Raw genomic sequence first — 12,530 nt, 5'->3', positions numbered from 1 at the left:
ACATGGTCGGCGGTGCGCCGCTGGTTATCAAATTGCTGGAAGGCACTCAGGGTATTGGTGTGGTCCTGGCTGAAACTCGTCAGGCGGCGGAAAGCGTGATTGAAGCCTTCATGGGCCTGAAGTCTAACTTTATGGTGCAGGAATACATTAAAGAAGCCGGTGGAGCTGACATTCGCTGTCTGGTTATTGGTGACAAAGTTATTGCGGCCATGAAGCGCCAGGCAAAAGCTGGTGAGTTCCGCTCTAACCTGCACCGCGGCGGCAGTGCTTCGCTGGTAAAACTGACACCCGCAGAGCGGGCAACGGCCGTTAAAGCAGCTAAGACTATGGGTCTGAATGTGGCCGGTGTGGATATCCTGCGCTCTAACCACGGGCCATTAGTCATGGAAGTAAATTCGTCACCGGGCCTTGAAGGCATAGAGCAGGCAACGGATAAAGACGTTGCCGGGCAAATTATCAGCTTCCTTGAGAAAAATGCCAAAGCCCATAAAACCCGTACCAAAGGGCGCGGCTAGAATGAAGCGTTTTGAAATTGGCGGACAATGTGTAGAGCCCGGTTCGCATCAGCACATTACGCTGCCGGCACTGCGTTTATACAACGACGCGCCGCTGGATTTACGTATTGATGTGTTTCATGGCACTAAGCCTGGCCCGGTATTACTGGTTAGCGCTGCCATTCACGGCGATGAACTGAATGGCATTGAAGTTTGCCGACGTTTGATCAACACCGTGGATGCGCGCGAACTCAGCGGTACGCTGGTGGTCGTGCCTATTGTGAACTTATTTGGCTTTATTCAGCAGTCGCGCTACCTGCCTGACCGACGCGACTTGAACCGTTGCTTTCCGGGCTCAGAGCGCGGTGCAATGGGCAGTCGTATGGCCTATTTATTCAGTGAAGAGCTGGTAAAAAAGTCCACTCACATAGTGGATTTACATACCGGCGCCATTAACCGCAGCAACCTGCCACAAATTCGTGTTGATGTTGAAAACGAGAAAGCGCTGGCAATGGCAAAGGCTTTTAGTACCCCTGTTATTCTCCACTCGAAAGAGCGCGATGGTTCATTACGGTCTTTCGCCAACGAGCTCAACATTCCGTTGATTTTATACGAAGCCGGCGAAGCACTGCGCTTTGATGAAGCCTCGATAAGTGCCGGTGTTATTGGCGTACAGAACGTTATGAAGCACCTGAAGATAATGAAGGGCCGACGCCGCGGGCGCCGCGTTACTCCCGTTATTGCCCGCCGTTCCACCTGGGTTCGTGCAGAGCGGGATGGTCTTATCATTCCAAAAGTTGAGCTGGGTCAAACCATTCAGAAGCAGCAAGTATTAGCGTTAAGTGTAAGCCCTCACGGTGGCGAAGGTGATGAGGTTGAATCTCCGGTGCGCGGTATTATCATAGGCTGCAGTAATATTCCGGTAGCGAATGAAGGCGAAGCCTTATTCAACGTAGCGCAATTTGATAAAGATACCATGTCGGATGCGACCGAAAGTGTGGGATCCTTTACTGAGGTGTATGAAAACAAGCCGTATGAGCAGTAATTTAGCAGACATTGATTTTAGTCAGGGCCTGCGCCATTGCGATGGTCAGGACAGTTTATACCGGGAAGTGCTGGTCTGTTATCTGGACCAGTTCCGTCCTCTGCTTGACGCGAAAACACTACTAACAGACTCTGAGGCAGCGCGCTTACAACTCCATACGTTAAAAAGTTTGAGTGCAACGATAGGCGCCGCACCTTTAAGCAAATTGGCAGCACAACTTTTTGCTAAATGGCAGCAACAAGATGAACAACAACGCGCAGAAGCGATTAGACAAGTTAACACCAACCTGGCTTTAGTTAATGGTCAAATAGAGAACTATTGCAACAACGTTAACTTGGCCGATTAAAATTAATACAAAAGTTACTTAATATTCGTTAAAATGGCCCGATAAAAATAACAACAGCGATTAAAAAACAGGCGCCTTATGTCCAGTCCGGTCAGTTTCCGGGTTTCTGAAAGAGATGTTTACATCATTATTGATGCCGGTACACGTCCTTCAGAAGTCAAAGCAGAGCAGTTACAGAAAGCGTGGCAGGCTTCTGACTATTCGGCTGCAAAATTGCTGGACCCTCAAATGATGGCGCAAACCGCCACAAAATATGCCCAGCACTTCAGTAAAGACAGCAACAGCAGCATTTCTTTTCAGGTTATTATTGCCGAAATTTTTGACGCCGACCTGAACTTACTCGTCAGTGATGACGATATGAAAGTGACTGCCAGCGCCATTGTTGGCTTTGGCGGTAAGCCGCTAACTCAGGAAGCAATAATAGCGAAGCTGAAAGAGAAAAAGGTAACTTCCGGTATTCAGCGCAAAGCCATTGATGCTTTGGTTGAACACACCAACGAAGCCCCTCCGGGTGCGGAATTATCAGTAACCGTAGCCAAAGGCAAATACCCCATTAACGGCAGTAATGCCAAGTTTAAGCCGCTGGCAGATGATGCCCGCAAGCGCGTACTCAGACCACAGCTTCGCGAAGACGGTACCGCCGACATGCGCGACTTAGGCGCTCAGGTTACTGTTGACCCGGAACAGCCGTTACTGCAAAAGATCCCTCCCAGCAAAGGCCGGCCAGGTTTTACGGTTTTTGGCCAGGAGTTAGAGGCCCATGACGGCGAGGATCGCGACTTTAAACCCGGGGAAGGTACCCGTGTCAGTGAAACCGACAGCAATTTAATTGTTGCCGACCGTACCGGCATGCCCAGCTTTAACGATAACAGCGTGCAAGTTGACGATGTCATGCAGCTAAATAATGTCGATGTCTCCACGGGGCACGTGAAATTTAAAGGCAGTGTCATTGTTAGTGGTAACGTCAGCGAAGGCATGAAAGTCACCTGCTCGGGTGATATCACCGTCGGTGGTTATGTTGACTCAGCTGAACTTTACGCCGACGGCAATATAACCGTGCGCAAAGGCTGCATAGGTCGCCTGCTGAATTCCGGCGAAACCGCAGAGCATGACGAAGACGCCGATGACTGGATACCCGACGTTTCCACCAAACTGGTGGCGGGTGGCTCAATTTGGTGCGCCTATGCCCAATATTCCTGTTTAGACTCGCAAAATGGCGTACATACCGACAAGCAGCTGACTCACTGTCATGTCATAACCAAAGGTCAGTTGGCTATTGGTGGTGAGGGTCGCAACGCCCGCGGTAAATTGATAGGCGGCACCATTGAAACCTGTGATCACATTTATTGTGGCCAGTTAGGCGCGCCGGCCGGAACCAAAACACGAATATACTGGTCATTGCCTCCGGTTGACCCGCAGTCGTTGGAACATTTAAAGAACATGCGTGGCGTATTGGCTAAAACTCTGGCACGCATAAAAGTTGTGCAACAGGGGCTGGACCGTTGCAAAACGTTGGAAGACGGCGCAAAAAAACTTGAATATGAGACCAAATTAAAAGGTGAGCTGCGTAAGCTCAAAGCGCGCATCGTTACTACCCGCACCAGCATCGACTCTGTACTGGAAGCGTTTGAGAACCATCCGGTACTGCGTACTATGGTCAGTAAAGAAGTGTTCCCCGGCATTTTGTTTATTTTTAAAGAAAAAAGCCTGCGCATAAAAGAACATCGGAATGGTACAATGTTCTTACTTCAGGACAAACAACTACGAGTAGACAGTCTGGTCTAAGCGGTAACTACTATGTCATCTGCAATTCTTTCTATGCTTGGGAGGCAATCCTCTCAACCCTGGACTTATGGTTCGTTGTTAGTCATTCACCCGGGCGGTGCAGAACTGGCAGGCCTGAGCAATAGTTCGGCCTGGTGTTTTCATGCCGGCCATGCCGATGCCTGGAAAGCGGCCGGACACAACGCTTTTTGTCAGGCACAGGCACCCGATTTAACCGCTTACGACGGCGTGTTAATGCTGGTAGCCAAAGAAAAAGAACTTAACCATTACTTATTAGAGCAATTGGCGCTATTACCGGCCAATACCCCAGTGTGGTTTGCTGGTGAAAAACGCTCCGGCATTCAGCCGTTAATGAAAAAGTTACCTGACTGGTTGCAACCGCCTCAGAAGCTGGCTTCAGCTAACCACTGTTTACTGTTTGCCAGCGCAAGAAACCATCAGGTACATGAACCGGCTCCTTTGGCCAGTTATGCTAAAACTCTGACTTATGAACTGGATAACCAGCAGAAGTCTTTTGTCACTTTGCCGGGTGTTTTCAGCCGTGAGCATATTGACCCTGCCACCCTGCTGCTGTTGCAACATATTAAAAATTTGCCCAAGGGGCGAGGCCTGGATTTTGCCTGCGGAGCCGGTGTTATTGCTCAGCAAGTTTCGCCACTGACCACTGAACTTATGGCGTGTGACGTGAGTCCTATTGCCATTGCTGCCAGCAGAATGACGTTGGAAAAAGAAGCAATAAATGCGGAGTTGCGTTTAGCCGACGGGATACCAGAAGACGCCGGACAGTTCGATTTTATTATTAGTAATCCGCCGTTTCATACCGGGCAGAAAACCGATTATGAAATTGCCCGGAAATTTATCAAAGATGCAAAGCAACACCTTAATAAACAAGGTGTTTTAAGAATTGTGGCAAACCGCTTCTTGCCCTGGCCCGAGGTTATTGAGTCGGCTTTTACGCACTGTGATACCATTGCCGATGATGGTCGCTACCGCGTTTACCATGCAGCTTATCGATAAATAACCGATTTTTCTGTTTAACCAATGCCTTTTTTGTTAACGCTTTGCTAACATCAATATACAAATAATTTTTTCAGAGACTGAGCCGTAGACTGAATGCATACTATTTCACTGAAGCGCATACTGATTTACATCGTGTTGTTGGTCACCAGCTTCGCGCTTCTTGTCGGTTTTACCGTCAATATTGTTAGCCAGGTTGCTCAGTACGAGAAGTCGCTGCATGAGCAGTCGCTTTCGTACGCCCGCATAGTTGCCGGTAATGCAGCCAGTAGTCTGGTGTTTAATGACAACGCAACCGAAAAGCAACGGCTAAACTCACTGCAAAACACTGACTTTATTCAGCACGTTCATGTCTACAAACTGGATGAAACCAGTAACGAGTTGACCTTTTTCTCCAGCTACAACAAACAGGGACTGGCCCCCATTCCGGCGCGCTTTTCAAAGCTCGACCGACTGACCTCGCCGCAAATTCAGGACAACTACATTGAAGTGTCGCAGCCTGTAGTGCTGGATAGCGAAGTAATCGGTTATGTTTACCTGCGCGGCTCACTGGAGCAGGCCCGTTTATTTATGTGGCGCTCTATTGGCATAGCCGCTGTGGTATTTGTGCTGACACTGCTGCTTTGTTGGTTAGTGACTCTGCGTTTAAGAAAAACCATTGTGACACCGCTCGACTCAGTCGTGGATGTCATTTCTCAGGTAGCGCGGGACAAGAATTACTCGCTGCGCCTGGCGCCCTCACAGCTGGTAGAGTTTGACATGATGGCTCACGCCTTTAATACCATGCTGGACAGAGTGCAGCAGCATATCAGTCGTCAGCGCCGTGCCGAAGAAGAAGCCAGTCAGTTAAATACCGAGCTGGAGCGGCAGGTAACGCAGCGCACTCAGGCGCTGAAAGAATCGAACAGTGAGCTGTTAAAAACGCTGGAGCAGTTGCACCAGTATCAGGGGCAATTGGTTGAGTCGGAAAAAATGGCGTCGCTGGGCGACATGGTTGCCGGCATTGCGCACGAAGTTAACACACCCATTGGTTTGTCAGTAACGGCTTCGACCTTATTGCAGGACAAACTGACCGTTATGCAGGAAAAGTTTGACGAGAAACGCATTTCAACGTCTGAATTTGAGCGCTTTTTGAGTGACTGTGACGAAAACCTGCAAATTATTTACCGCAACTTAGGCCGCGCCGCCGACTTAGTGACCAGCTTTAAGCAAGTGGCCGTTGACCAGTCATCAGAAGTGGATCGCGACATTCATATACCGTCTTTTATGAACGATGTTCTTATTTCGGTTAAACCGCGACGCCTTGACCCGGAAAAATTCCCAATTCGAATTTCTTGTCCGGACAACCTGACGGTACGCGCTAAAGCAGGACCGCTGAACCAGGTGCTGATAAATCTTATTGTGAACTCCATGATCCACGCTTTTGACGGCTACGACCACGGGCAAATTGATATTAGTTTTAGCATGCAGAACGACTCTGAGCTAGAAATGGTTTACGCCGATAACGGCAAAGGCGTTCCGAGCGATATCAGCCGTAAAATATTTGATCCCTTTGTCACCACCAAACGAGGTTCCGGCGGCAGTGGTTTGGGTCTGCATTTAGTTTATAACCTGGTGACTCAGGTATTAGGCGGTAACATTCACTTCTTTAGTGAGGAAAAGAACGGGGTGGAGTTTATTGTTCGTTTTCCCGTCACTTTAGTCAGCAATGCTTGAAAAATCTCAAACAAAAGTCATAATGTAACGTCATAACTTTTATAAATATAAGTTCAACACCGTACGCACAGCGACGAACTTTCCGGGAAAATCAACGCTTATGAATGCCAGAATATTGATTGTTGAAGACGAAGTTGTTACTCGCCAGACTCTTACCCGTCTATTCCAACAAGAAGGCTACGAAGTTTTTGATGCAGCTGATGGCCTGCAAATGGAAAACATCATGCGTCAGGAACGTGTTGATGTCGTAATCATGGACGTTAACCTGCCAGGCAAAAATGGTCTGGAGCTTGCCGAGTCATTACGCGAAAGCGACAACATTGGCTTAATTTTCTTAACCGGGCGCGACAGCGAAGACGACCGCCTGTTGGCTCTGGAACTGGGTGCTGATGATTACCTCATTAAGCCTTACAACCCGAAAGAGCTGACTATTCGCGTACGCAACCTGTGCCGTCGCATTGAAGCTTCACGCTCAAGCAATCCGGTTGAAAACAACAGTGTTGAGTTCCAGTTCCACGGTTGGCGTTTAAACAGCGACAGTCGCTGCCTGTACTCACCGGAAAACCAGATGTTCCGTCTGCCGAAAAGTGAATACCGCGCGTTAGAGCTGTTTTTGTCAAACCCGGGCCGTATTCTTGACCGCGAAACACTGGTTAAACGTATGCTGGACCGCGAACTTCGTCCAAATGACCGTACAGTTGACGTTGCCATTCGCCGTATTCGTCGTCATTTCGAGTCACACCCGGAAACGCCAAACCTGATTACCACCATCCATGGTGAAGGTTATCGTTTTATTGGTGAGGTTGATCAGCAAGCTCAGTGATGCTTCGCTAACCAGGCGTCAATTTGCTGCCGGTGCGGAATGACCGCATCGGCCCATTCTATTAACAGGCGTTCTGCCACTGGCCATTCCCAGTCTTCTTTCTCTACTCTTTCCATGTTTTTTGACAGAGCCGTTAAACCGACCGAACTACAGGCACCTTTCACTTTATGCGCCTGTTTGCGTAATTCGTCTTCGTTGCGTTCTTTAGCTGCCTGATGCAGTAGCTTAGCGTAGCTTTGAATAATACCGTCAAAGGTTGTAAGGGTTGCTTTTATGCCCTCGGCACCCAGAGTATCCAGGTATTGTTGCAACAGTTCGGTATCGATATCCGATTTTTCTGCCATCTTTGTGTGCTCCATCAATCCAAAACCCTATCCTCGGCGTATTCCTGTTTTGAGTCAACCACTGTGCACAGTGCACAGATAGAATCGATTAGGGCAATCGGTGTCACCTGGTTAAATTCTGCGATATAATGCCCACCTTTAGACTGAGCCAACTTGATCAAGATCAATCTGGCCGGACAATATTCACGAGACTTGGAGTTCACAACGAATGCCAACAGTTATGCCCGACGTAGCCAACCAAACGCAGGCCCAGACAGAGGGAGCCCTCGATTGGGTTGGCATGAGCAACATTGAAGTTCCACTTATGGTAGCCGCCGCCGGCGTACCAGAGCGCCCTGTGGCCGCTAAAGTGGAAGCTTTCGTCAACCTGAAGAACCCGAAAACCAAGGGTATCCATATGTCTCGCTTGTATTTATTGCTGGACAAACTCTCGACCGAAGGTGAACTCAGTCATGATACTTTGAAGCAGCTGCTGAATGACTTTATTGAAAGTCATAAAGACATCAGTGATCAGGCCTTTATTAAGTTTGATTTTGACTACCACTTACGCCGCAAGTCGCTGATAAGCAAAAAGCAGGGCTGGAAAGCTTACCCGGTGAGTTTAACCGGTCGCTACGATGCCGGAAAACTGAAGCTGGAGCTGTCTGTTGATGTGCCTTACTCGTCAACTTGCCCGTGCTCTGCAGCGTTAGCGCGTCAGTTAATTCAGGACGCCTTTAATGCCCAGTTTGCCGGTCAGGAACAAGTCGATGCAGCCACCATGCACGAATGGTTAGGTTCGACCGAAGGTATTGTCGCTACACCACACAGCCAGCGTTCAATTGCTGAAGTTAAAGTGGCATTGAGCGAAAGCGTTACTGACTTTCCTATTGTGGAACTGATTGACGCTGTTGAAGATGCGCTGAAGACGCCGGTTCAGGCTGCAGTGAAACGTGAAGATGAGCAAGAGTTTGCCCGTTTGAACGGACAAAACCTAATGTTCTGTGAAGACGCATCGCGCCGCTTACAGCACCAGTTGAACCAAATGTCACACTTCCGTGACTTCTGGTTACGAGTGAACCACTACGAGTCGTTGCACGCACACGATGCTGTCAGTGTCACCACCAAAGGTATTCCGGGTGGTTATTCAGCCTAACCCGGCTTAAATTAATTCCATAAGCAGCCATTAGTGGCACAGCTTTTGCTTCACACCTCACAGAGCGTCAATTTTCTGATGAGGTGTGAAAATGGAAATTATCTTGTTGTTGTTTGTTGTTGTATTAATTGCGGTGGCCGTTATTGCCAGCCGAATGTCCGAAAACTACGTCCCCTACCCTTATAGACTAAAAGATACGACCCTGTGCACGGCTCAGGAAGACCAATTTTTGACACTGCTGGAAAAGTCGGTCGGCGATGATTTCCGTATTTTCACTAAAGTCCGCTTAAGCGATATTGTTACCGTGCGTTCCGGCTTGTCGGCAACTGCCCGTAAAGACGCGCACAACAAAGCCAGCCAACGTATTCTTGACTATGTACTGTGCGACATTCACACCATGCAGGTAAAAGCTGCCATTGAGCTGGAACCCGGACAGTCATCGCTGAATCAGCAAAAACGTAACTTGTTTTTGAAAAATACGTTAGCCGCAGCCGGCTTGCCGTTCCTGCGCTTTAAAGCCAAGCCGGGTTACCGTGTAGCTGAGCTACACGACTACATTCATGGCAAAATTCGTCAGGCCGAGCACGTTCGCGCAGCCGTACCAACCAATAGAGACAAAGATAACCAGCCGATTGCCGCTTAACCATGTCCGTGGCAGTATAGCTGCATGAACACGGAGCTTTTAAACGACATTCTGTTATCCCCTGTGACTCTCGCTCTGCTGGCATTGCTGGCAGAGCGCTGGTTTCCGTGGCCGGAACAATGGCATCCACTTGCCGTTTTCCGGCTAATGGCTTCCTACATGAGCGGCAAGGTGAACAAACCCGGACGCCAGGTCAGCCAACAACGTATTGCCGGTTTTCTGGCCTGGTTAACCATGTCACTGCTGGTGCTGCTGCCGGCGGCTATTGTCTTTGCCGGTGCCGAAGTGGAACTTGCCATTGGCTGGCTTATTCTATTGGTCAGTTTACGTCAGCAACCCGTTACTCATGCGGTGCGCCTGGCGGACAGCCACTTACAGCGGGGTCGTAAAAATGCCGCCCGCGCCTGGCTAAGCCGCGTCACCTGGCGCGACTGTGACTTACTCAGTGAACATGGCATTGCAAAAACCAGTCTGGAATTACGTGCTGCCAGTATTTTAGAACACCGCTTCACTCCTTTATTCTTTTGGTTTATTGGCGGCCCTTTAGCTGCGCTTGGCGTGCGTACTGTCTATGAATTAACTCAAATATGGCCTGTTGCTCAGGCCCGTTATCGTCATTTTGGCCTGGCAACTCACTGGCTATACACCATAAGCCACTTTTTCCCGTCGTTTTTACTGTCGCTGGCAGCGCGTTTTATGGCGCTGTTTCAGCCCAGCAAGCCCAAACTGCAGTCGCTAAACCGTAACCCACTGTTCCCGACTGTGCTGCTCAGTTGGTTACAGAGTTTCAGTTATTGTCACCGGGTAAGCCTGGGCGGGCCTATACAAGTTCAGGGAATTCGTATTGCGCGACAGCGTTTTGACGGCCGTCCGGCAGAGTTGTTATTGCCCCGGGCGCAGCGCTGGCAAAGGCAATGGCAGATCTTTTTCATTGCTTGTCTGGTTATTGCACTTTTTGCTCTGTTCATTTATCGACCCTGACCGACTCATCGGGTATACTACGCGCCCTAATAAGGCAACCATTTAATACTATGAAAACCATTGATGTAATCGGCATTGGCAATGCGCTGGTGGATCAGGAGTTTGAGGTCACTGATGACTTCCTCCAAAAGCACAATTTGAAAAAAGGCATGATGGAGCTGATTGACGAAGACGCTCAAAATACTCTGATTGCCGAGCTCAGCGAACTGGGTGAATTAAAAAAGCAGTGTGGGGGTGGCTCAGCCGCTAACTCGCTGGTGGCTTTTGCTCAGTTTGGCGGAAAAGCCTATTATTGTTGTAAAGTTGCAGACGATGAAGCGGGTATGTTTTACCGTCAGGACTTAGAACAAGTGGGTATTGAAACCAGCCTTAAAAAGCAGCAGAACCCGGGTATCACCGGTCGTTGCCTGGTCATGGTTACCCCGGATGCTGAACGCACTATGCGTACACACCTGGGCATTACCGCTGACTTGTCCACCGTTGAAATTGATGACCATGCGATTGCAGCAGCAAATTACCTTTATATTGAAGGTTATTTAATTACCTCGGAAATTGCCCGTGGTGCTATTCAGCATGCTAAAAAAGTGGCGCGCGATAACAACACCAAACTGGTTATGACCTGCTCTGACCCGGCAATGGTGAAGTTTTTCCGCGACGGCATTGATGAAATTCTTGAGGGTGGTGTCGATTTAATGTTCTGTAACCGTGAAGAAGCAGAATTATTAACCGGTAAGGACGATCCTCAGGCGGCTTTAAGCGTATTACTAAAGCAAGCCGACACGGTTGCAATTACTCTGGGCAAAGATGGCGCCTTAATTGCTAACCGTGAGCGTCAGGTTCATGTTCCTGGGGTGCCGGTTAAAGCTATTGATACCAACGGTGCCGGCGATATGTTCGCAGGTGCTATGCTGTACGGTTTAACCCGTAATATGCCGTTAGAAGACGCAGGCCGTCTGGCCAGCCACGCGGCCGCTGAACTGGTTACCGAATTTGGTGCTCGACTGGATAAAGAGCGTCAACAGCAGTTAATTGAGCGTGTTATGAAGGCTCAAACCGCCTGAACTCATTACAAGTTCACCGACAAGATCACTGAAAAAGAGAGTCGCTATGAGTGTAGAAAATTCGCAAGACTACAAAGTTGCAGATATTAGCCTGGCAGAATGGGGTCGCAAGGAAATTGCGATTGCTGAGTCCGAAATGCCGGCGCTGATGACTATCCGCCGTAAATACGCTGACAGCAAACCACTGGCCGGTGCCCGCATTATTGGTTGTATCCATATGACCATTCAAACAGCTGTGCTGATTGAAACCTTGCTTGAGCTGGGCGCAGAAGTACGCTGGTCGTCGTGTAATATTTTCTCTACTCAGGACCACGCTGCTGCCGCTATGGCCGCTGCCGGTGTTCCGGTATTTGCCTGGAAAGGCGAAACTGAAGAAGAGTATGACTGGTGTTTAAAGCAAACTTGCCACAAAGACGGCGAGCTGTGGGATGCCAACATGATTCTGGATGACGGCGGTGATTTAACCCTGATGATCCACGACGAATTCCCACAAATGCTGGACAAAGTACACGGCATTACCGAAGAAACCACCACCGGCGTTCACCGCCTGCTGGACATGCTGGAAAAAGGCACTTTGAAAGTTCCGGCCATTAACGTGAACGACGCCGTAACTAAGTCAAAAAACGACAACAAGTACGGTTGCCGCCACTCGCTGAACGACGCCATTAAGCGCTCAACTGACCACCTATTGTCAGGTAAGAAAGCTCTGGTTGTTGGTTACGGTGATGTGGGTAAAGGTTCTGCCGCAAGTCTGCGTCAGGAAGGCATGATTGTTAAGATCAGCGAAATTGACCCAATTTGTGCTATGCAGGCTTGCATGGACGGCTTTGAAGTAGTTTCTCCTTACATTGACGGTAACAACAAAGGTAACGGCGAGAACATTAACAAAGACTTGTTGGGCAATACCGACCTGATTGTCACCACAACCGGTAATATGGACGTGTGTGACCGTTATATGCTGGCAGCACTTAAGCCTACCGCTCTGGTTTGCAACATTGGCCACTTTGACAACGAAATTGACACGGCCTTTATGCGCAAAAACTGGCGCTGGGAAGAAATTAAGCCACAGGTACACAAAATTTATCGCTCAGACGATGATAACGACTACTTGATTCTGCTGGCCGAAGGCCGCCTGGTGAA

Annotated in this window: 13 protein-coding genes; 12 read left to right on the top strand and 1 reads right to left on the bottom strand. The window is 49.0% G+C overall.

Annotated elements, in window-relative coordinates:
• The 7 genes from B3180_RS12830 to arcA form a co-directional block, all read left to right on the top strand.
• On the top strand, positions 1–515 hold a 515-nt coding region (locus tag B3180_RS12830), incomplete at its 5' end, for a RimK family alpha-L-glutamate ligase (RefSeq protein WP_286844957.1).
• A 1-nt stretch (position 516) separates the two neighbouring features.
• On the top strand, positions 517–1,539 hold the full coding sequence (locus tag B3180_RS12825; RefSeq protein ID WP_222236487.1) for a succinylglutamate desuccinylase/aspartoacylase family protein: 1,023 nt from the start codon (positions 517–519) through the stop codon (positions 1,537–1,539).
• The gene (locus B3180_RS12820; protein WP_224797880.1) at positions 1,514–1,885 is read left to right on the top strand and encodes an Hpt domain-containing protein; all 372 of its coding nucleotides are present in this window, start codon (positions 1,514–1,516) and stop codon (positions 1,883–1,885) included. Before B3180_RS12825 ends, B3180_RS12820 begins: the two co-directional genes overlap by 26 nt.
• A gap of 78 nt (positions 1,886–1,963) precedes the next feature.
• Positions 1,964–3,670, top strand: coding sequence for a DUF342 domain-containing protein (locus B3180_RS12815; RefSeq protein WP_278358250.1), 1,707 nt, complete (start codon positions 1,964–1,966; stop codon positions 3,668–3,670).
• A gap of 12 nt (positions 3,671–3,682) precedes the next feature.
• Positions 3,683–4,687 (top strand): class I SAM-dependent methyltransferase, encoded by a 1,005-nt coding sequence (locus tag B3180_RS12810; protein ID WP_278358251.1) that lies wholly within the window; start codon positions 3,683–3,685, stop codon positions 4,685–4,687.
• A gap of 96 nt (positions 4,688–4,783) precedes the next feature.
• On the top strand, positions 4,784–6,403 hold the full coding sequence (locus B3180_RS12805) for an ATP-binding protein (protein WP_199493710.1): 1,620 nt from the start codon (positions 4,784–4,786) through the stop codon (positions 6,401–6,403).
• Positions 6,404–6,503: 100 nt separating this feature from the next.
• Entirely contained in the window at positions 6,504–7,226 is a 723-nt protein-coding gene (gene arcA / locus B3180_RS12800) for a two-component system response regulator ArcA (RefSeq protein ID WP_054491171.1), read from the top strand.
• On the opposite strand, the gene B3180_RS12795 is transcribed toward arcA, so the two are convergent.
• On the bottom strand, positions 7,220–7,570 hold the full coding sequence (locus B3180_RS12795) for an Hpt domain-containing protein (protein WP_054491172.1): 351 nt from the start codon (positions 7,568–7,570) through the stop codon (positions 7,220–7,222). The two genes, arcA and B3180_RS12795, sit on opposite strands and share 7 nt — an antisense overlap.
• 208 nt (positions 7,571–7,778) lie before the next feature.
• On the opposite strand from B3180_RS12795, the gene folE2 reads away from it, so the two are divergent.
• From folE2 to B3180_RS12770, 5 genes are all read left to right on the top strand, one after another.
• The gene (folE2, locus tag B3180_RS12790; protein ID WP_278358252.1) at positions 7,779–8,705 is read left to right on the top strand and encodes a GTP cyclohydrolase FolE2; all 927 of its coding nucleotides are present in this window, start codon (positions 7,779–7,781) and stop codon (positions 8,703–8,705) included.
• Between the two features lie 91 nt (positions 8,706–8,796).
• Complete coding sequence (locus B3180_RS12785) at positions 8,797–9,348, top strand: DUF2726 domain-containing protein (RefSeq protein WP_054491174.1); 552 nt, start codon at positions 8,797–8,799, stop codon at positions 9,346–9,348.
• Between the two features lie 24 nt (positions 9,349–9,372).
• A complete protein-coding gene (locus tag B3180_RS12780) occupies positions 9,373–10,329 on the top strand; it encodes a cobalamin biosynthesis protein CobD/CbiB (protein WP_286844949.1) in 957 nt (318 codons plus the stop codon).
• A 50-nt stretch (positions 10,330–10,379) separates the two neighbouring features.
• On the top strand, positions 10,380–11,390 hold the full coding sequence (locus B3180_RS12775; protein WP_273023692.1) for an adenosine kinase: 1,011 nt from the start codon (positions 10,380–10,382) through the stop codon (positions 11,388–11,390).
• A 46-nt stretch (positions 11,391–11,436) separates the two neighbouring features.
• On the top strand, positions 11,437–12,530 hold a 1,094-nt coding region (locus tag B3180_RS12770), incomplete at its 3' end, for an adenosylhomocysteinase (protein ID WP_286844948.1).

Source organism: Idiomarina sp. UBA4206 (assembly GCF_002383015.1).
GTDB lineage: Bacteria > Pseudomonadota > Gammaproteobacteria > Enterobacterales > Alteromonadaceae > Idiomarina > Idiomarina abyssalis.
Note: the sequence above shows the minus strand (reverse complement) of the source record. Positions and strands in the feature narration are given on the sequence as shown.